General features: G+C 58.8%; 21 protein-coding genes and 1 pseudogene. 9 read left to right on the forward strand and 13 right to left on the reverse strand.

The features are described 5' to 3' along the window. Nucleotides 1–226 (forward strand): annotated as a pseudogene (locus tag GBO37_RS18775) (mechanosensitive ion channel protein MscS); the annotation flags it as partial. 169 nt (nucleotides 227–395) lie between these two features. Here the strand turns inward: GBO37_RS18775 and GBO37_RS18780 are convergent. The 7 genes from GBO37_RS18780 to GBO37_RS18810 all read right to left on the reverse strand — a co-directional run bounded on the left by GBO37_RS18780 (nucleotide 396) and on the right by GBO37_RS18810 (nucleotide 6,033). Further along, nucleotides 396–902, reverse strand: coding sequence for a DUF421 domain-containing protein (locus GBO37_RS18780; protein ID WP_252930434.1), 507 nt, complete (start codon nucleotides 900–902; stop codon nucleotides 396–398). Between the two features lie 104 nt (nucleotides 903–1,006). Next, nucleotides 1,007–1,369 (reverse strand): DUF202 domain-containing protein, encoded by a 363-nt coding sequence (locus GBO37_RS18785; protein WP_252930435.1) that lies wholly within the window; start codon nucleotides 1,367–1,369, stop codon nucleotides 1,007–1,009. Between the two features lie 348 nt (nucleotides 1,370–1,717). After that, complete coding sequence (locus GBO37_RS18790) at nucleotides 1,718–2,782, reverse strand: DUF3618 domain-containing protein (RefSeq protein ID WP_252930436.1); 1,065 nt, start codon at nucleotides 2,780–2,782, stop codon at nucleotides 1,718–1,720. After that, complete coding sequence (locus tag GBO37_RS18795; RefSeq protein ID WP_252930437.1) at nucleotides 2,772–3,173, reverse strand: phage holin family protein; 402 nt, start codon at nucleotides 3,171–3,173, stop codon at nucleotides 2,772–2,774. The genes GBO37_RS18790 and GBO37_RS18795 overlap by 11 nt, the downstream gene beginning before the upstream one ends. Beyond that, nucleotides 3,166–3,804 (reverse strand): hypothetical protein, encoded by a 639-nt coding sequence (locus tag GBO37_RS18800; RefSeq protein WP_252930438.1) that lies wholly within the window; start codon nucleotides 3,802–3,804, stop codon nucleotides 3,166–3,168. The genes GBO37_RS18795 and GBO37_RS18800 overlap by 8 nt, the downstream gene beginning before the upstream one ends. 435 nt (nucleotides 3,805–4,239) lie before the next feature. Next, complete coding sequence (locus tag GBO37_RS18805) at nucleotides 4,240–5,067, reverse strand: hypothetical protein (RefSeq protein ID WP_252930439.1); 828 nt, start codon at nucleotides 5,065–5,067, stop codon at nucleotides 4,240–4,242. A 186-nt stretch (nucleotides 5,068–5,253) separates the two neighbouring features. Beyond that, nucleotides 5,254–6,033 (reverse strand): cell wall hydrolase, encoded by a 780-nt coding sequence (locus GBO37_RS18810; RefSeq protein WP_252930440.1) that lies wholly within the window; start codon nucleotides 6,031–6,033, stop codon nucleotides 5,254–5,256. A gap of 450 nt (nucleotides 6,034–6,483) precedes the next feature. On the opposite strand from GBO37_RS18810, the gene GBO37_RS18815 reads away from it, so the two are divergent. From GBO37_RS18815 to GBO37_RS18825, 3 genes are all read left to right on the forward strand, one after another. Beyond that, nucleotides 6,484–6,696, forward strand: a complete 213-nt coding sequence (locus GBO37_RS18815) for a hypothetical protein (RefSeq protein WP_252930441.1) — start codon at nucleotides 6,484–6,486, stop codon at nucleotides 6,694–6,696. A gap of 12 nt (nucleotides 6,697–6,708) precedes the next feature. Beyond that, nucleotides 6,709–6,960, forward strand: a complete 252-nt coding sequence (locus tag GBO37_RS18820) for a hypothetical protein (RefSeq protein WP_252930442.1) — start codon at nucleotides 6,709–6,711, stop codon at nucleotides 6,958–6,960. A gap of 334 nt (nucleotides 6,961–7,294) precedes the next feature. After that, nucleotides 7,295–9,157: a sodium:proton antiporter gene (locus GBO37_RS18825; protein ID WP_252930443.1), complete on the forward strand. Its 1,863-nt coding sequence runs from the start codon at nucleotides 7,295–7,297 to the stop codon at nucleotides 9,155–9,157. A 465-nt stretch (nucleotides 9,158–9,622) separates the two neighbouring features. On the opposite strand, the gene GBO37_RS18830 is transcribed toward GBO37_RS18825, so the two are convergent. The 4 genes from GBO37_RS18830 to GBO37_RS18845 all read right to left on the reverse strand — a co-directional run bounded on the left by GBO37_RS18830 (nucleotide 9,623) and on the right by GBO37_RS18845 (nucleotide 12,414). Next, nucleotides 9,623–10,705, reverse strand: coding sequence for an endonuclease/exonuclease/phosphatase family protein (locus tag GBO37_RS18830; RefSeq protein ID WP_252930444.1), 1,083 nt, complete (start codon nucleotides 10,703–10,705; stop codon nucleotides 9,623–9,625). 435 nt (nucleotides 10,706–11,140) lie between these two features. Continuing rightward, nucleotides 11,141–11,293 carry a hypothetical protein gene (locus GBO37_RS18835; RefSeq protein WP_252930445.1) on the reverse strand — a complete coding sequence of 51 codons (153 nt, stop codon included), beginning with the start codon at nucleotides 11,291–11,293 and terminating at the stop codon, nucleotides 11,141–11,143. 244 nt (nucleotides 11,294–11,537) lie between these two features. Further along, complete coding sequence (locus GBO37_RS18840) at nucleotides 11,538–12,014, reverse strand: hypothetical protein (RefSeq protein WP_252930446.1); 477 nt, start codon at nucleotides 12,012–12,014, stop codon at nucleotides 11,538–11,540. Between the two features lie 112 nt (nucleotides 12,015–12,126). Further along, nucleotides 12,127–12,414 (reverse strand): hypothetical protein, encoded by a 288-nt coding sequence (locus GBO37_RS18845; RefSeq protein ID WP_045983980.1) that lies wholly within the window; start codon nucleotides 12,412–12,414, stop codon nucleotides 12,127–12,129. Nucleotides 12,415–12,757: 343 nt separating this feature from the next. Here GBO37_RS18845 and GBO37_RS18850 point away from each other — a divergent pair, with 343 nt between their 5' ends. Together GBO37_RS18850 and GBO37_RS18855 are read left to right on the forward strand one after the other, a co-directional pair. Further along, nucleotides 12,758–12,949, forward strand: a complete 192-nt coding sequence (locus tag GBO37_RS18850; RefSeq protein WP_252930447.1) for a hypothetical protein — start codon at nucleotides 12,758–12,760, stop codon at nucleotides 12,947–12,949. 504 nt (nucleotides 12,950–13,453) lie between these two features. Further along, complete coding sequence (locus GBO37_RS18855; protein WP_045983979.1) at nucleotides 13,454–13,660, forward strand: cold-shock protein; 207 nt, start codon at nucleotides 13,454–13,456, stop codon at nucleotides 13,658–13,660. 434 nt (nucleotides 13,661–14,094) lie between these two features. Here the strand turns inward: GBO37_RS18855 and GBO37_RS21495 are convergent, their stop codons facing one another. Next, nucleotides 14,095–14,226 carry a hypothetical protein gene (locus GBO37_RS21495; RefSeq protein WP_256481214.1) on the reverse strand — a complete coding sequence of 44 codons (132 nt, stop codon included), beginning with the start codon at nucleotides 14,224–14,226 and terminating at the stop codon, nucleotides 14,095–14,097. A 163-nt stretch (nucleotides 14,227–14,389) separates the two neighbouring features. Then, nucleotides 14,390–15,601, reverse strand: coding sequence for a helix-turn-helix domain-containing protein (locus tag GBO37_RS18860; protein ID WP_252930448.1), 1,212 nt, complete (start codon nucleotides 15,599–15,601; stop codon nucleotides 14,390–14,392). A gap of 274 nt (nucleotides 15,602–15,875) precedes the next feature. Here GBO37_RS18860 and GBO37_RS18865 point away from each other — a divergent pair, with 274 nt between their 5' ends. The 3 genes from GBO37_RS18865 to GBO37_RS18875 all read left to right on the forward strand — a co-directional run bounded on the left by GBO37_RS18865 (nucleotide 15,876) and on the right by GBO37_RS18875 (nucleotide 19,111). Continuing rightward, the gene (locus GBO37_RS18865) at nucleotides 15,876–16,760 is read left to right on the forward strand and encodes a recombinase family protein (protein ID WP_252930449.1); all 885 of its coding nucleotides are present in this window, start codon (nucleotides 15,876–15,878) and stop codon (nucleotides 16,758–16,760) included. A 133-nt stretch (nucleotides 16,761–16,893) separates the two neighbouring features. Continuing rightward, nucleotides 16,894–18,198, forward strand: a complete 1,305-nt coding sequence (gene repA, locus GBO37_RS18870) for a plasmid partitioning protein RepA (protein WP_252930450.1) — start codon at nucleotides 16,894–16,896, stop codon at nucleotides 18,196–18,198. After that, the gene (locus GBO37_RS18875) at nucleotides 18,188–19,111 is read left to right on the forward strand and encodes a ParB/RepB/Spo0J family partition protein (protein ID WP_252930451.1); all 924 of its coding nucleotides are present in this window, start codon (nucleotides 18,188–18,190) and stop codon (nucleotides 19,109–19,111) included. The genes repA and GBO37_RS18875 overlap by 11 nt, the downstream gene beginning before the upstream one ends. The last annotated feature ends 126 nt before the right edge of the window (nucleotides 19,112–19,237 follow it).

A 19,237-nucleotide genomic window follows, 5' to 3' on the forward strand; every position in this document is an offset into this window, starting at 1 on the left:
GGAGATCGGCCAGAACCTGGGCGATCTGGACGATTCCAGCGTCAGCGTCGCCGATCAGGACATCTTCGGGATCCTGGTCTGGTTCAGCATCCCGTGCCGCGACCCGAACACCTCGTGGGAGGTCGCCTGCGCGGTCCGCGAACGGCTGCTGGCCGAGGCCGGGCGGATCGAGCGCGAGACCGGCGACCCGGTCTTCCCGTCCCCGGTCGCCGCGGGGGCAGTGTGATCGGATTGCTTTAGAGTGTCCTGCACATGCGACCGTGGGAAAACGCAGTTCCAGCTCTGAGCGGTCATGAAGACTGCGGACACACGCTGTCGGACGCCCCATGCAGTCACTTCACTATCATAGGGCATCCGCGCAGTTTATGTTGAAACCATTGTATGAATTCTTGGCTTCAAATTATTTCATCATTTTCGTCGAGCTTGCTTTCGATGACCGAAAAGGAACCGTCTGATTCCAGAATGACGGCCCCGATACTGGCCATATCATTTTTGCCCGCCGTGCGCACGACTGTCTCAAGTTCTGCATTGGTGACACGGGCGTTGTGCATGGCTTTAGTTAAGGGCTTTCCGTTGCGTAGGAGAAGAATTGGCTCGGAGCGGACAAATCGGGAGAACCTTTCAGAACGAACTGACAGGGCAGTAACTGCATATTGAAGTAATATCAGCAGAACTAGCCCTGTGACCCCTTCTGCCAGGGCGACACTTTCGCTGAGAAGAATGGTTGCCAGTGTGGAGCCAAGAGCCACGGTGACAATAAGGTCGAACGCATTCAATTTGGCCAGGGTCCGCTTGCCTGAAACTCGGAGCGAGACAATCAGAAACACGTAAGTCAGCGTACCGACAATGATCGTACGTACGATCCCGCTCCAGCTCTGGAACAACATCTCAGACCAGTTCATGCGAAACTCCTTTATATATTCAACAATAGCATTATTTGACCTTCAATTTCGGAAGCGGATTGGCTCGGGCATCCTCTGTCAGGGTCAATGGATGCCGTCTTCAATCAAAGCAGCCACAGCACGACCCCGACCCCCAGGATCCCTGCTGATAGCAGCAGAATGAGGATGAGGATCCGAGTTCCAGGTTGGGCTCGGGCTGTGTGGCTCGAGAGCCTGCGCCGGGACATGCGATTGGCTGACCAGGCGAAGAGAAACATCAGCTGTGCCGCCAGAAGGAATACCGTCGCCACGGCTTTAGGGACCCAGGTTGGTTGAAATGGGCCAAAGACAGCCTGCATCCCGATCGCAACCGCGGCTGTCGCCAAACCTGTCCGGATCCAGCCGGAAAACGTACGTTCCACAGCAAGGATGGTTCGATCCTCGGCCAGATCCGTACGATCTTCAGCAGGCTGGTCCTTGCTTACCATGATTTGCCTTTTCGGCTCGAAATTCCTGCGAAGAGGCGATGCATGTCTCTGCAGACTCGGGCATCAGCGTCAAACCATATCCAATATTAAATACGTCTTCGCCATCGGTCTACCGATCCCCTTCCCGGCCCAGGACGTGAGAAAGCGATCATGGTCGGGCGAGCGCTTTCAGCATGTGCACCGACCATCACACTTGACCCACAGACGTTTGCGATGGTTTGCGGGAATACTGGTATACGTCGTCAAAGCCGAAGACAGGGTCAAGCAGGGCACCACCCTGAGGGGCTGATCCTCCAAAGCGATAGCCCCGCAAATGCGGGGCTATCTAAATGTGCTGCGGCTGCCAGTTTAGACCTGAGATGTACGGGTCGCACCTGGCGTCGGTGTTGTTCCAGACGTGCCGGAGGTACCGGCCACTCCAGCTGCGGCTGCTGACGGGGACTGTCCTGAGCCAGAAGAGGTCTTCTCTGAGCCCTCGTTCGTCAACTCGTCCTTGGCCGCGGCGACGACGCTGGAGGCTGCAGACTTTGCCTCGTCCAGACCGGCCGATACCGCACTTTCAAGACGGCCCTTTTCCTCTTTGTAGACCGCTTCAGCCTCGTCGAACAGCTGGTCGCGATAGTCACCCATCAGCTCGTCCTCTCGCCGAGTGCCGGGCAACAATGCGCCCAAGGCCGCGCCGCCGAGCAATGCCAGTGCCCCGAACAGCAACGGTTCATTGTCATAGCTGCGGGCGAGCTGCCGGTTAGCCTTTGCCATTTGGCGGCTAGCCGCCTCGCTGGCATCCAAGGCCTTGTGCCGTGCTGTCTCAACACGGCGACGGGCTTCCTCGCTCATGCCCTCGGTCCCTTCTCCGAGACGGTCCCGGAAATGGCGCGCGCGATCACCCAGAGCGCTCGTGCCGTCGCTCACGCGGTCGCGCAGGTGGCTGGCGGTCTCTTTTGTCCTGTCCATCATGCTGTGCTCCTTGCTGGATCCGGTGGTGGGGCCGGAAGATTGGCCGGTCCTCATCGTGCGGTAATCCGACGCCCAGTCCGAGGCTGGGTCCTGGGTCATCGCCCGGGGCGCGCGAGCTGCCGCCGGCACTATGCGAGCCGCCGCCATGGCTGTGTCGTCGGTGCGACGATCAGCAGAAGATGAGCCGAAGCCGTGGACCGGGTCATGCCCTCGGCCAAAGATCATCCAGGCCAGCCCGATGCCGGTCAGGCCCAGGGCAACGGGATTGGCCCGAGCGGCGGCGCTGGCCGACTCTGCCCAATCCGCGCCGTTCCGACGAACCGAGCTCGTCAGACGACGTGACAGGCCGTCGAGCGACAGCTCGTCCTGCAGATCGTTCAGCGTGCGGCGCAGCGCGTCACGGTCCTTTTCGATTTCGCGTTCGATGTGGTCCGGGTTGTTTGCATCATGCGTCATGATAGGCTTCCTTCACCGCGTGCGCGTCGCGCTGGACATTTTCAACCGTGCGTGTCGGCATGAGGTTTTCTGGTTTGAGGTCGGCCATACCTTTGCGCAGCAAGACGTAGCCCAGGATCGCCAGGATCACCCCGACGATCACCGCACTCCAGATCGGGCCAAGATCGGTCTCTGCCAGAGCGGCGACCAACGCCGCGGTCAGCACATTCAACGTGACGATACCCAGGACAGCCGCGGCAACGATCATCCCAAGTCCGGCACCGGCATGGCTCAGGTTCTGGCGCATTTCAGCCTTCGCGAGCGCGATCTCCTTGCGGACAAGATCACCCGAAAGGCGCAGCGCTTCAGTTGCGAGCGAGGCGGGGTTTTGCGAACGGACTGGATCAGTCATGCGAACCCCCGATATTGCGGTTGCCTGAAAGCGTCGGAGAGCTGGTCGATACGGGGCGGGCTGTGCCGGCGCTCGCGCCCTGATCAGCACCTGCAATACTGCCGGCCGGCCGGTGAAGGCTGGCGGCGCCGACAGGACTGACTGACGCGCGGTCCTGGGAAGGGGTCTGTCGGGTCATGCCGGAGGTGCCGTAGCTGCTGGACCTGACCGGGTCCGGCGAGGTCGAGGTCGTGGACCCTGCCCGCAGGAAGCGAACGGCGGCAAAGCCCGCCAAGGCCGACAGGCCTAGGAAGGCGCCCGGCTGGCTGCGGGCGAAGCGACGCACGTCACCCAGCATCTGCGTAGGATCGGTCGAATTTAGGCTGTCGGCCAAGCCGCTGACGCTATCGGCAGCGCGGTCGAACATGACCGCGATGGTCGAGTCCGGATCGATCTCGGACTTGGCCTTGCGCAGGCCCTCGGCAACGCTTTCGGCGCGGTCTGCGACACCGGAACGGAAGTTCTGTTCGCGACGCGTGACTTCGTCTTTGACACTACCGGCCAGACGCGACGCTTGATCAGAAGCCTCGGATCTGATGCTGCTTTGTTCGGACGTATCAGTCTCCTTAACGTGCGGATCATTGATGGTCATCTGAGATCTCCCTTGTCTCGTTGTGGCGTGCATAATCGCTGCGCGCCGACAGGCTTATTGAGGCGTTAACCAAACAAGGCTCGCCATGTTCCAATAAAGTTCTTCAGACCGGGATTTCCGCATACGAGAGCGAGCTCCAGAATGAGGAAACTCCGATGACTCTCGCGTCTCAATGCAGGTACTTGAATGTCGATAGATACTTTCACTCACGGCTTACGAATCTACCGTAGTAACTCACTGAATGTGCTTGGCCTTGAACATCCGCACGCAAGCGCATTCGCAGATAGGATCACCAAAAATCACGGCGAATTGGCGACGAATGAGCGTCTGGTCATTGAGACTTCTACCTCACTCGAGCGCCGCTTAAACAAGTCTACCAAATGCAGTACAGCGCAGCGCGAGAGCCTGCATTTGCTCCCGGTAGACCTTTACATATCACCTTCTATTCGTTCGCGGAATTGTATGACGCAGGGCCCATGTACGCGCTGCCGCGACCTCGTCCTCGTCGGGTGAGGTCCCCAAATGCCGCCCCAGGAGCCTGATGGCGGCTACAATTTCAGATGTTTTGGCGAGTGTCCCATTCCCGGTCAGATCGCACAACTCGACGATTGCATTTGGAAAATCCATCGTAGGATCACTGGGTACGAAAAATCTCGGTAGAGGGGATGCGGTCAGCATGACAACCACACTGGTGAGATCGCTTCCAAGACCTTCAAGTTGTTTTGACATATCACCGTCTGGCACACTCGCTTTTACGGCATGAAATCGGCTGGCAAAAGTTCGGGCGTTGGTCGTGGTTTGCAGGATGTTCAGGAGGAAGCTCACAGCCAGAGTTAGCAGGATCATACCGTTCATGGCCGCAACCATCGACAGGATATCCCACCATCCACCAGTAACCTGGACCGTAGAGGCGCCCAAGGTGGACAGCGTCGAACCGGCAAAAGCCACGGTTTGCACCCATGTGGCCGGTTCACCTGTTTCAGCCTGCACCAGAGACAGGCCACCGCGCAGGATCAGGGCATAGCCGCAAAGGTGGATCAGCACCCAGGTTCCTGCAACTGCCAACAGGATCACGGGCCCCAACAAGCCGCGGATGGAAAGTCCCGTCGTTCGTTCCAGAACCAAGGTCGACTTTGATCCCAAGCGCCAGAGCCCGTCTGCAATGGCACGGCTGAGGAACCCTGTACCGCTGAGACTGATTGTCGTGCGTAAGAAATCGTAGAACGCGACGAGCACCAGAGCCGCGCCGGTCAAAATCAGCATTGGGAAATCATCCGTGGTCCATTTTTGTTACGATACTCTTCACAGCGATCGTGGCAGTGATCAATATTCCACGTCCACGCGGCAGACACGACCTTACTCCGAACTGTCATGGATGCCGGAGCTGCGACCACGACCCGTGGCGCAGGGCAAAGGTATTTTGAAGGCGAGAAAAAGCAGGCGGCTGCCTTAAAGTGCAGAAGATGAGTGCGGGTCCACATAAAACACGTGATCGTCAATCGACCTGACCCGAACCATTTTGGGTGCCCATTGTGGCGACACGGCGGTGGTGTGATAATGATCTGCTCCGCGCAATTCCGGCAGCGGACCATTTATGAGAACTTCTGCTGCAATTCGCACCGCTTTTTCCCATGATTCAGCATTTTCTATGCTTGGATATTCGTAGCGTGATGTCATAAAACTGAACTGCGTCGGAACAACGTTTTCGCATGCACTGTCGCCCCATCGGTGAGGAATTGCAGCGCGTTGCAGGATGACTGAGCCTATCGCGCGCTGCCCGAACTCTTCTTGATCACGTGCCTCGTGATAGATCGCGACGGCAATGCAGGAAAGCTCGCTGGCGTTGCGCAAGGATGGTGGAGGCGGAGGGATGGCAGCCCCGTTTACAATTTCGGCGGGTGTTGCGGGTCGAGGGGCAGGACGAAATGTCATGACCTTTGCAGGACGTGGTAAAGGAGCGATGGCCACCTCGAGTGTCAGGCCGTTGCTATGAAAGCCGTCCTGATCAGGATCAGCCGCTGCTTGTTCAATACGGCTTGGCCCGGTGGCTGTTTGTCCGTGATAAACGGCTTTAGCAGTATTGCGCACCGGCGCACTAGTGCTGCCATTGGGCGCGGTGAAGCTGGACGTCTCGCCCGTCCAAAGCTGCTCCGGTATAACGGACACAAAAGCTCCTGCGGAGCATAAAGCAATAAGGACAGTTAACGCTGCAGACTGCGCCCGAACCATTGGCATGTTCCCTTGATTGCATGAGGAACGGTGATCGACGCAGTTGCGTTCCGCTTTCGCTTCGTGGACCGTGTCGATGCTTGGCGTCAGCAAACTGAAATGCGGAAGTGCTACATTTGGGCTGCCCGTGGCGAGACCGGCATCTACAGAACGCGGGCTGAGCAGCTGGGCTCGGCGCCTGTACAGCCACGAATGGGTGTCATACCGTGCAAGGATCGACGAACTGCCGTGGTCAAAGCCCTAACAAACGATGCCGCAGTTCTCATTCAGCGGAAATATGGCCTCGCTTTTAGGCTCAACCTAAACCCATACCCGAGCACGCACAACATTTACGAGTATTGGGCTCACTGCGATGCGGACTGGTTCCACGGGAGGTAACTGCGTCGTCAAGTTGCTGGCCAGACAGTTGCTCCTCCCAAAGACCGCTGCCTGACCTGCAGTGAATGTATCGTGAATGACCCCGCGAATGCCTATCTGTTTTGGCAGGCCGGCGTCACGCTCGACCTGTGCGCAAATAACAGTATCAACGGGGCTTCGGGTTCCGACCTCCTTTGGAGGCGAGACGGCCGCGACACATTGATTGGTTGCGTCGGTCCGAACACGCTGATCGGCGGTTGCGGAAATGACAGCCTGGCAGACGGTGATAGTTTGATGAGAGGCTGAGGCGCCGACACCTTGCAGGTGAGCGGCGGACACGAGACCCTGATCGGCGGCCAAGGATATGACCTTCTTGCTGGCGGCGCCGGTGTCGACACGTTCGCTTTCCACACAGGCAACGGAGGTGACAGGATCGCCGGATATCAGGTCGGGATCGATCGGCTTACGATCGGTGACGCAATGCTGCCGCGGTTCTATACCAAGGACGTCCATAAGACTGCCCTGGGCGTGGTCATCGATTTCGAACACGAAAACAGGATCACCATCTAAGGCCGAGGCATTACACCCGAAACCATAGCGAGTGATATCCTGTTTTTTGATTGATGCGTGTTTGCAAGCTCCAGTTAGGTCGCACGGGTCCCTTTATCTCACTCTGTTAGCGTCTGCGCCACCACGCCTACCCAAGCACCAGGGTTGCGCGGTGACTACAGGACGTGGCTCGTCTGACGGTCTGAGCCTGACTAGGCTAGGACATCGTTCGACGATGTAGCGCACTTTCACGGTCTTATTGCGGCCGGTTCAACATGATCAACCAAAGGATCTTCGCCTTAAGGAACTGCCCTCTGTGCGGCGGCTTATCGTAGCGGCAGCGTAAAGGGACATTATGGAAGGCGAAATCATGCAAGGGCTGACACCTGTACAGGTCGTGGCCTTGGTAGGCGTGCTTGGCGTCGGCGCGCAATGGCTTGCGTGGAGGCTTCGCTTGCCGGCGATCGTTTTGATGCTGGGCGTCGGTCTGCTGGTGGGGCCGTTCATGGGCTGGTTTCTGCCCGAACGTGATCTGGGGCCGATATATCGCCCACTGATCTCGGTTGCAGTCGCGATCATCCTTTTTGAGGGCGGATTGACCCTGACACACCATCATTTGGGTGATGCACGGGGCCCTGTCCAAAGACTGGTCTATCTTGGCGCACCCTTGGGCTGGGCCCTGTCAGCCGGCGTGCTATGGCTAGCAGTGGGCCTGTCGTGGCAAGCGTCGGCAGTGTTCGGGGGCGTTATGGTCGTCACGGGACCTACCGTCATCGCGCCCATGCTGCGCCAGGCAAAGCTGCGTGCTCGGCCCGCCAGGATCCTGCAATGGGAAGCCATCCTGAATGATCCCATCGGCGTCCTGATCGCGGTATTGCTGCTTGAGGTCGTGCTTGTTCTTGAGACAGGACTGTCGGCGGGCGCAGCTATCTGGACGATAGGCTCGGGCATCGGCTTCGCAGCGTTTGCAGGATGGGCCGTCGGAGCCGGAATGGCGGCGGCATTCCGCAAGGCATTCGTCCCTGAATATATGAAGGTCCCTGTCCTGTTCGTGGCGGTCCTGGCCGTCTTTGCCGTCACCGATACCATCCTGCATGAAACAGGCCTGCTGGCTGTCACCATCATGGGAATGGTCCTGGCAAACGCGAAATTGTCATCCTACACGGAGATCCATCGCTTCAAGGAACATGCAACGATCCTTCTCGTGTCAGGGGTGTTCGTCCTCATGGCCGCCTCTCTGGACTTTTCGACCTTAGGAGGACTGACGTGGCGCGCTGCGCTGTTTGTTGTCTTCACCGTTGCCTTGGCACGCCCCTTGCAGGTGCTTTTGCCCCTGATAGGAACCGCCCTGCCGATGAACGAGCGGTGGCTGATCGCGCTGACAGGACCGCGCGGCGTCGTCATGGTGGCCGTTTCCGGGCTTTTCGGAGAAAAATTGGTGGAGGCAGGGATTCCCGATGGGGCAGCGCTTGCACCGCTGGCCTTCATCATCGTTCTGGCGACGGTCATCATCCATGGGTTCACGCTTGCACCGCTCGCTCGCAAGTTGGGCCTGTCCGGTCCGGAGCGACCTGGCTTGCTGATCGTCGGCGGGTCGCCCTTCGCCGTGTCACTGGCGCAGGCCCTGGAGCGTGCGGATGTCGGCACATTGATTGCCGATACCAATCGGCAGCATCTGAGCCACGCGCGGCAGGCCGGCATTCCTACCTACCATGGTGATATCTTGGGCGAAGTCGCCGAACACAAGGTCGAATTCGTCGCCTACTCTACCGTCCTTGTTGCGTCTGATAACGACGCTTACAATACGCTGGTTGCGACGGATATGGGCCCCGACCTCGGCCGCGAGCATGTTTGGCAACTGAGCAGGGTTCGCGAGGGCTCGCGCCATGCCCTGCCCGCTCAACTGGGTGGTCAGCGTTTGGAAGGAAGGCCGACATTCGAGGCTGTCAACCAGCGCATCGCTGAAGGCTGGGCGATCCGCAGCACCCGCCTTACTGAGGAGTACGATGCAGAGGCCTGGCGCGCTGACCGACCGAATGCCATTCCCATCCTGACAATCAGCAAGGATCAGCTGTGTTTTGTCGGTGAGGATATGGCGTTGTCGGCTCAATCCCAGGATTGGATCACGGCATTCGTGCCGCCTGAGCAATCAGGAAACTCTGGGAAGCAGCAAAAACAATCTGCTGCTGAGGCGAGCGAGATTGTAAAAGATCATTAAAGCACGCAGCAATCAGGAAGCTAGCAATTTACGTATCGCACGGAATTAGCCCCCCTTGCTTGTCGGCAGGCTGTTTCGCCCCTCCAGTCACGCGGATAACTTTCAATTGGCTATCCTCATCAATGCGGACCGTCCTCGTTCCGCGTAGTATAGACGCTCTGAACCGAGGCCGTGGAAAGTCAATCTTATGGTGGACTTATACATGGCGGCGGGGGGGGGGGGTTGGCAGATCGGGTTTCGTGGAGGGCACTGCGCGGGAACAGACGGCTTTTTTCCAGATCGTCTCGAGGACGGGATTGGCGAGGATCACGTGGTTCGGGTGATTAACCTGCTTGTCGTTGAACTCGATCTTCTAACGCTCTGATTTTCGCGATCGGAGCCGGCGCGGACGGGGCGACCCGGATATCAAGCAAAATACACTCGCGCCGGTGCGCCGTTGGACCTGCCGCCGGCGCTGAGCGGCACCTACCTCTCCCTGACCAGCGTCTCTGCACTCTCGAGGTCCAGATCGTCGATCAGGTCCCGATCTTCCTCGGTAAGGGGACGGGGCTGGATATTGAGCCTTGCGGCAAGGCCGGGATCCACGCGAAACGTGGCGGCCATCGGGAAATGGTCCGAGCCAACATGATCCAGGCGCTCGATCGATACGACGGCAATGTCGGGCGTTGCGTAGAATTGATCCAGCGGAAACCGCAAAAACCAGCGGCTCGCATCGAAGCTGGCATAGAAGCCGCGACCAATGCGGGGATCGAGGTAGCCTCCGACCCGTCTGAACGTCTGTGAGGTCTCGGACCAGGCCACATCGTTGAAATCGCCCATCGCCACCACGGGCATGTCGTCGCTCTCCGCAAATTTTGCTGCGGCATAAATCTGGCGGTCGCGGTCGTTTGTGTCCTCCCCGGGGATCGGCGGTCGTGGATGCAAACCCAGGAAATGAAACGGCTGTCCGTCGGGGCTTCTCAGGCGTGCGAAAAGAGACGGCGTTCTGTCGTTCGTCAGTTGGATAACCCGGGCCTCATCGACCGGTAGCCGGGTGGCAAACACTAGACCGTAGTAGTTGCTCTGCGGCTGGCGCACGATGGTCGGATACCGCGATAGCATCGGCTGGAGTTCGGCGAGCCAAGTCGCGTCTGTTTCCAGGAGCAGTAGGATGTCCGGATCATAGCGGTTGATCGTCTCGATGACGTCCTGATACCGCGTGTTGCCCATCTGGACGTTGGCTGTGATGACCCTGACAGCGTCTGGCGCCGGCTCTGCAAAGGCCATCTCCGGAGATGCCAGCGGCGTATAGGGATAGACCCGCCATGCCTGATAGCTGCAGACTCCGACCATCGCCAACAGGATTACCCAACGTGCGGGTCGGTTCAGGAACAGGGCGCCGATCATCAGGAAGAGGCTGGCGACAAGGATCTGAACGCGGGGAAAGCCCATTGCCCGCACCCACCATTCGTTCGTGTTCCACAGTGGAAGGATCGTCACGCAGACGGTCAGGATCGCCAGAGGCCACACGACAAGGGGGGCTGCGTGGCGGAGGATATGCATCGACATTCTTAGCTTCCCCAGGGTGCATCGGGCAGGCGTGTAGGGGTGGCTCCCCTCAAGGATGGACACGTCGTTTATGTTCCCTGGAATTGACGCTGTCCTGCAGGCATCGGGGCGGTTTCAATGATATCATGCACCGAGGTCCATATCGTAACTGACATTGGCCTCGCGACATGCAGTGGCGGGCATAGCCCACCATTCGATCCCAAAGTCGTGAGGCACGCGAATTCGCGGCTCAGACGCCTCGGCTGGACACACGACAAACCTGCGGCAGACGCATCAGCTGATCTGTCTGGATTGCGGCTAAACCAGACGAAATCGCGCTCAACGATTTCAGTGGCGCTATTTCTGCATTCCGTAACAAGGATGCTGGGGGTTTTTAAAGTCAGTGGATAGCCGCGCTGCATCTCGATCCGGCCCAATGCTAGAGCGTGGCTTCTATCAACCGGCGAGCTTATACAACTGATCCTGTTGCCGGATGAGCTTTTCGTAAAGAGCCCGATACCGGGTGTTGTGGCGATATGCAGCAAGAGCTGAAACGATCATATCGAGTTCGTCTTCAGTGGCGATGGCCATGATCACGTTGTCCCGCACGGTTGTCTCCGTTGATTTTCTATTTTACCGGCATCAACATGCAGCGCACGTCGTGGTTGCACTGATTAACCGCAAGTTGAGATTCTGGCGGAAACGCGCTCAGACCAAGCAAAATGACCGTCGATCGCCGAGATGAAGTACGACACGTGCGATGATCCCACCATCCGCTGTGACAGAGGCGACGTTGGCGGCATGTGCCGTCACGGCCTCCGTGCGGTCGGTTATACGGTTCATGCCTGATACCTCACTGCAGGTCGCATATGCCCATGGCGGTGTCGAACGACGTGTCTGATGCCGACAGCTCTCCACTATCGATGTCGATAGGCCGAAACGGCGGAAGTTCCTGGGCGGCGGGTTGGACCTGGCTGAGACGATAGCAGCCGGTGTACACGGTGGTCCCGTCGGTGGTCACCGCTTCGATCGCAACAGGAACAGCGAAGTGCAGCGTGCCAGCAGCCCCATCGGCGATGACCTCTCCATGGCGCAGACGGACGCTTTGGATGGTGGCGTAACCCTCACGGAAGGCGGCCAGGTCCGGAGCAGTTCTGGGATCAAAGTAGCTGTGCGCGCGAAGGTACTCCTGCCTGCTTATGGCATTATAAAGCGACGCCACCACCCGGTCCGCAGTGGACCGATCATCGAGATAGGGGGCGGCTTCTTGCGCATATGAAAGCGTCGACGACAAGGCGGCAAACGCTGCGAAGGTGAGGATGCGGATCATGCCGGGAGCCTCGATCTGATACTCATGATAAAGAGGTGGATTGCTCGGTATCGCGGGAGTGCCGCTCGGTGTGGCTACACCTCTTCCACTGAACTGGTGCGCGCGATGTTCATCAGCGGCAAGAGTAGCTGAACAGGTACCGCCCCTCGCCACCTGGGCGACCGGGGCTGACTGAGCATATGCGCTGATTGCTGAGGAGGTAGTCGCGGGCGGCCCCACGATACTCGATTTCCGGATCCTCGATCCCGACAGCCATCAAGGCGACCTCCAGTTGGCCGCGGCGATCGGCGATGTACCAGGCATTCCCCTTGTAGAAATGTTCGTCAGCGGTGCCGAAATCGGAAACGGGCGGTGTTGTGCACCCCCCAAGAGCAAGCAAGCCGATCAATGCGTATTTCATGCCGAAGTCAGTCCCTTACGATCACGCGGCCATGTCGCGCCTTTAATATAAAGACGAACCTTCGTTGGCAGTGTGAGTTCCGCGGCAAGCATCGGTCTTCTTGTCCGACCGGCGCGCGTTCTTCGGTGAGAGATCATCGATACCGGCAAACTCGCGGTCAAGGGTTCAGGCGAACAGATCGAGAAACCAAGCCTCCAGATCAAGCAGGTTTGGCAATGCTATTTTCGATAGGGCCTGGATGAAGAAGTATACCCGGCAAATGTCAGGATAACGGTCAGACTTGGCAAGCTACCTTGCGGAACATTGGATCCAGTCATCTGTTGAGGTGCAGGAGGACCATGTCATGACGCAAGACCAACCGAAACCGACACCTACCGATCAAGTTGAAGAGGCCGCAAAGACGGAGCGACACCCCGAAGTGCCTGACCATGTTTTAGATGAGAAGGACCCTGCTGTACCCGGCGGCAACCGCCCTAACGCCGCAGTCGCGGAAGACCCAACCAAGCCTGGCTTGATTGATAAGAGCAAGACCTGACCAAAGTGACCATGCGTTGACGTCAAGGCCCGCCCGCTCGGCGGGCCTTTGAACATGAAAGCGTGTCGGTACAATTTAAGGAATCGCGAGATTATTGATTCTCCTATAGGTTGAACTCGACAGCATTCCCTGTTGTCACCCGGCCCCGCTCGGCAACTCCCTCCAACCGAGCGGGGCATTTTTTCCCGACAGCTGTTCTGAGACCGTCCGCTATCAAGACCGACAGATAAGGATCGTCTAGAAGACCAACGCGTGTTGACGCTTCTGATCTAAAGGCAAGGTTCCGCGCCGTTCGAGGCAAACTCCGGACTATGCATCTGACACCATTGTTCGAAATTCTTGCGCGCCTGGTCTCGGCCGCCGCCATCCTCCCCGCATCTATCCACCTTGGCACCAATCGCGGTTCGCGACGCCTCGGTTGGGACCGGCAGCCAAATCGGCGGCTTGCCGGATCGCACGTGATCGCCGAATGTCGCTGCATCAGAAATTGTCTTGGAGAATGAAATGCCCAGAGGAACGGTCAAGTGGTTCAATGCGGACAAAGGCTACGGCTTCATCCAACCGGAAGGCGGCGCGCAGGATGTCTTCGTCCACATCTCGGCCGTTGAGCGCGCTGGCTTGCAGACCCTGAAAGACGGGGCAGCTGTGTCCTACGAGCTGGAAACAGGTCGCGGCGGCAAGACCAGCGCGATCGACCTTCAGTTAGTGTGAATGCTGCCGGCGGCACCGGCGAGTATCAGCTGACTTTGCTGCGCGGCCAAAATTGTTTGCAGGCGACCCGTGCTCGGGTCGCCCCTTTGTCTGCATCGGATCACCGTTGGCATATCGCGTCTCCATTGTAGTCAGAACCTTGCCCTTTTGGCGCTAATGGTCGGATGATGACGGCATGAAGCGCGCCGCGTGGTTCAACTAACTGACTCGACGCAACTGTCGCGTACCCGTTAAATCAGAGACGTCAAGGCAGACAGCTCAGGACGTTTGGGCAGTTCGCGCTATTGCCCGGCGCCGGAGGTGCGGTTCCAGTAGTACGGCGACGACGTGAACCCGACACTGGAGCGGATCGTCGCCAAGAGCAGCACCTCGCACCTATGTCGCGGAGCTGTCAGTTCCGGTGAACTATAGCTGGTATAGTCAACAACATACCCTCAGTGAGACAGACCATGTGCGGCATTGCGATAGTCCCTGTCCCATTTCCGCTCGACTTCGATGTCGAGGATGATCCGTGCCTGGTCTGCAAAGGCGAGCTCAACGCCGACTGGATCTGCACGCGGTGTCATGCCGATCACTTTGTGGGCGTCATGCTCCTGATCGGATATGGATCGCCCAAGAGGGGCGTACCGGCATCCAAGAGTTCGGGCAAGGTATCGGCAGAACGGCACACCGCTAATTAGTCTTGCCTCCGTTTCTTCGGACACGCAGGCAGTTGGGATATGAGCTGCCCTACTCTTCTTTCCGCTCTCGACCCCCCGCCCGCCGCACGACATCATCGACCCCCGACATCGCGGCATCGAGCTCCGCCATGATCCGGTCCAGTTGGGCCTCGTCGCGCCCTCCCTTTATCCGCTCCAAGGCACCGATCGGCTTTATGCGTTCGCTCGGCCCCTCGCGGCTGACGAATACATCACCCCGAACCGCCCCCGCCCCTCCCGCATGTCCCATCCGCGCGGCGAGGGACGGCAGCGCCCAGAACCGGGAGGTGCTTCGGGCGGTGAGGTTGCTGAGGCAGCCAGCATCGACGAGCTCGCCGATCAGGGTCAGGGCCGTCCGGCGGGTCACCCCCAGTTGATCCATGACCATTGCCGAACTGATGACCGGCTGCGCCTTCAGATAGGCGATCAGGTCGACAAGGCGCGACCGCCCATGCGCAGACGACGTCATGGCCGAGAGACGCGCCAGCTCGTGGCGCAGGGTCCCCAGATGGCCAAGATCATGAGAGAGGCTCCGCGTGGCTGCTTCCAGAAACGAGGCCAACCCGGTCATCGGCGACCAGACCCGGAAGCCGGTGCGGGTCAGCGATACGGATGGCGGCACGATCCACCCGGCCCCCGCCGGCATCAGCAGGCCCCCTGCCCTCTCGTCCAGCGCATCGCGGCCAGCTCTTCGATCAGGAGACAGCCCCTGCAGATGACGTGCGGCACCCTCCACGGCCATGAAGATCAGCCGCTCGGCCACCGGGCTGCTCCGCCGGGAGCGGAAGGCATAGCTGGCCGACGCACGCCATCCCGCAAGGATCGGAACGTGAGACCAGGCGCGACCAGCCTCCACGACCAGGGGCAGTTCCGCATCCTCGAGGCGATCGCCCTCATCGCGTGTCTGACCGATGGGCGCGGCGGCCGCTTCGATCCGGCGCAGCACCGCGACCGGCGCGCCGAATGGATCCCCGGGCCGCCGGATGACGGCCAGGACCTTCAGGGCCATCTCGACCGCCCGGGCATCCTCGTCCATCGCGGTGCCACTGGTCAGACGCAGCACCATCCCCTGCGTGGAGATCCGCTCACCTTCAAGCCCGACCGACGCGGCAGCCTCCAGAAGGCTCGTCTCCATCCGCCACAGTGCAGCCAGGGCGGGGTCGGCCAATAGGATGCCTTCGACCCTCGCTGCGTGGGTCTCGGCACTGAGAAGCAGCGATCCAACACCCATCTGATAATCCATGATTATGCTGCCAATAGTTTAGTATATCGCCAGCATTCTGCAGTTGCCTAGTACTTTCAGATATGAGCCAAAGTCACTGCCACCCCACCACTCAGGCAGATGAGATCTCGAAGGCCCTGGAATACGGCCCAGAGAGCGCACGAAGCCGCCCATTTCCGTCCCCTGCTGAACGTAGAGGATCTGGACATCCGTACGGCAGACGCAGATATCGGCGTTGCATTCGTTTCCAAACGGTCGTTTTTTGACGTCTACATGTTATGAAAGATGGCCCTCCATGCCGCTGATTGGCTATGCCCGCGTCTCTACGGATGATCAGACCCCCCTGCCCCAGGCCCAAGCTCTGAGAGCCGCAGGCTGCTCAGTCATTCGCGAGGAGCACGGCTCCGGAGGCAATCGTGCGCGTCCGGTGCTGACGAGCGTCCTGGACGGTATCCGCAAGGGAGACACGCTGGTCGTCGTTCGGATCGACCGATTGGCTCGGTCCCTCTCGCATCTGCTGGAGATCATCGAGCAGCTCGAAGCAAAGGGCGCGTTCTTCCGCTCGATCGAGGATCCGATCGATACGGCATCACCCCAGGGCAAGTTTACGCTCCAGGTGCTCGGCGCAGCGGCAGAGTTCGAGCGGGCCCTGATCCGCGAGCGCACAAAGGCGGGACTGGCCAGCGCACGTCTTGAAGGCCGTATCGGCGGGAATCCCGGGCCCCGCGCACGAAACCCCGACGCGCTTCGCAAGGTACGCCTGGCGCGGCATGACGGCTACATGGAACGCGTTGCCCAGACCGCAGGGGACTGGGTTCCCCATGTACGCAGGATGCGCCCACACATGGCCTGGGAGGATATCCTGCGGATCATCAATGCATCCCTGCCCCAGAACCGACAATGGACACAGCCGCGGCTCCTGAGGGCTGTGCGGGCCTATGTTCGTGATGGCTTTCTTCCCGAAGAGGTTTTCGGGCGTGCCGCCCGACGCGTAGGCGACGACCGTCTGCCGGCGATCGTGGCTGCTATAAAGGGGGCTGATCCCCAGATCACCCTCCAGGCCATCTGCGATCGCCTGGAGGCGATGCGTGAGCGCACCCCCCGCGGGCGGACAACGTGGCAGCCCTCGTCGGTCAAGATGCTGCTGGAGCGGGGTGTGAGTCTGGGGCTACTTGAGTAAGGTCGCGGGAATCGGCAGCCCGTTTCCGAAAATCTGGGTTCCGCACGCGTCCACGTAATATGTTGCAGTCGCCCTGTGGCGGGCAATGAACTGTAGGAGTGCGAAAAGGCCAACGCTGTCCAAAGCGCTGATAATGAACAGTTTTCACGACAGACGCAGGACTTGTCAACGCCACCGCATCATTCAACGGTTTAGGCTGGATTTATCCAAAAAAGTTGTTAAATTGCGGAAAAGCGATAAAGATCTGAGGGCAATTATGAGCGGGATACGGGCCTCTCAAAGATTCGACGTCATGTCCAAGCGGCTCGGTAGCCGGTTGCGTGAACATGCGCAGGATACATTCCCACCAGATGCCCAGAAAGGCCTCCGTCGCTTCGCGATGCGTGAGGCAGCCGATCTCCTTCGGATCAACCAAAACACCTTCCGCCATCATGTGTCAAACCTAGAAGGCTTTCCAGAAGGCATCATCGAGGGCGGCAACCGCCGTAGCTTTTCTGCTCAGGAGATGGTCGATGCTCAACGCGTCCTTCTTGAGACAGGCAGAATAAAGCCTGACGAACATCCGCACAGAAAAGCTGGAGAACCATGTCAGGTTGTGACAATTTTCAACCTAAAAGGCGGCAGTGCAAAAACGTCGACCGTTGCTCATGTAGGGCAGCTTCTAGGTCTTCGTGGCTACCGAGTCTTGCTAATCGACCTCGATAGTCAGGCAAGCTTGACCAACCTGTTCGGGGTTACCCCTGAGCTTGATCCAAACATGCCAACCTCCTACGACCTGATCCGATCCGAGGGGCCACTGCCCGCATCAGATATTATTCGCAAAACGAACTTCCCCACAGTAGACCTCATCCCGGCCTCCATGGACATCATGGAGTACGAGTTTGAAGTTGCTCTAAGCTTTAGACATGGCGCCACTACGTTCCACAGTCGCATCCTTGACGCGCTTGAGCCTGTGCTAAACCGCTACGACATGGTGATCTTCGACACCCCGCCACAGCTAAACTTCTCGGTGATCTCTGCCCTTTTTGCATCGACCGGAGTCTTAATCCCACTCAACGCGTCAATGCTTGATGTCATGTCCCTAGCGAGCTTTCTGGGCATGGCGAGCAACCTGATGGGCGTCGTCGAGGCACACGCCCCGGAACATGGGCTGAACTTCGTGCGGGTTCTGTTCACCCGCTATGAAACTACGGATAGTCCGCAAGTTCAGATTTCGTCCCTGCTGCGGACGGTCCTAGGAGATGCAGTCCTGTCGGCCGAGTTCCTGAAGTCGACAGCTGTGGGCGATGCCGCGAACACCCAGCAGAGCATCTTTGAGGTCGAACCGCGCGACGTGAACCGCAGAACCTACGAGCGTGCGATCGAATCCGTTTCGCGCGTTACCGACGAGATTGAACGCGAAATCCTGCAGGCATGGGGGCGTAGTAATGGCACGTAAGGTTTTTGGGAACTCACTCAAGAACGCAATGGGCAAAGCGCTGGCGTCGGACGAAGTCCCTGATGTCAGACGCACAAGCCCGACCGTTGCTCGTGCGCAAGCATCCGTGCTGGAAGAAGACAAGCATGCTACACGCTTGATCGACCCAAGCACCATAAGGATGTCCGCGGTCATAGATCGTATCGATCCGAGTGACGGCATCGAGGATCTCGTCTCATCGATTCTTGAACACGGACAAAAGGTTCCGGTTCTTGTCCGTCGAACGCAGGACGGTACTCTTGAAATCGTCTATGGACGCCGCAGGCTTCTCGCTTGTCGTGAGCTTGGTCAAAAGGTGCGTGCCACGGTGATGGAGATGACCGAAGAGGAGGCACTGATCGCCCAAGGAGTAGAAAACAATGCCCGCCAAGATCCATCGTTTATCGAGAGGGCTCTGTTTGTCGCCGGGATCATCCGGGAACTTGGGAAAACAAGTGAGACACGCAAGAATGCCCAGACAGTTGCGTATCGGGCACTTCAGATCGACGAATCGCTCGTCTCTCGAATGAACCGTATTGCGACTGTCATTCCGATGGAGCTGATCCAAGCAATTGGACCTGCACACGGTGTTGGTAGGCGGGTCTGGGAGAGGCTTTTCAGGCTGTGCGAAAAGGACGTCGCAAGAGCCAGAGAAGTTGCCCGCGAAATCCCATGCAACTTGCCAAGCCCAGACCGGCTCGAGACGGCGGTTACACTCCTTATGGGCACCAAGACAAGTGCGCCGAAGGCTGAGCCAGGTGAACGCGTGAAAATCGGCCGTAAGGGCAACCGCATCACCATTGATGTGGACGCTGAACTCGCCCCACGCGTTGAGGAAGCTGTCCGGGAAGTGGTCAGCCACCTTCTTGACCGCGGTCAAGATGGCCCCGAGTGACGACCCCATGTCTTGACCGCGGTCAAGACATCAAGAGCAACGAGCAGAGCACGAAAGGAGGACCGGCTAGAAAAAGAAAGACCCCCCGAAAGCGGTGCTTCCGAAGGGCCTCAATCAGTCTCGACA

It is taken from the genome of Paracoccus sp. 08, from assembly GCF_024105395.1.
Classification (GTDB): domain Bacteria; phylum Pseudomonadota; class Alphaproteobacteria; order Rhodobacterales; family Rhodobacteraceae; genus Paracoccus; species Paracoccus marcusii.